Annotated in this window: 1 protein-coding gene; it reads right to left on the reverse strand. The window is 48.8% G+C overall.

The window, feature by feature from the left end; all coding sequences use genetic code 11:
* Positions 1–281 (reverse strand): phospholipase A (locus AAEY87_RS13920; RefSeq protein ID WP_350657600.1); only part of this gene is annotated, 281 nt, incomplete at both ends.

Here is a 281-nt window from a genome sequence, read left to right on the forward strand (position 1 = left end):
GGTATAGTCGACTTGTGCGGCCCCTTTATTGGTGCTTGGGTTATAACGCAAGGTACCGCTTAGGCTCTGCTGATTGGCCAAATCATATAAAAACTTGACATCGCCATAGCCCATATAATCTTCGATATCTGGATTGTCCTCACTACTGTCATCTTCATTATTCACACGCGCCCATAGACGCGGGATGACGGATAGCTTGCCCCACTCTGCACCTGCCATAAGATAAGCACGGTTCCATGAGCGCGATAACGGATCGCCTTGTCCATTGGAGTGGTGAATAG

It is taken from the genome of Psychrobacter sp. S1-30-MNA-CIBAN-0213, from assembly GCF_040309845.1.
In the GTDB taxonomy this organism is placed as follows: Bacteria; Pseudomonadota; Gammaproteobacteria; order Pseudomonadales; family Moraxellaceae; genus Psychrobacter.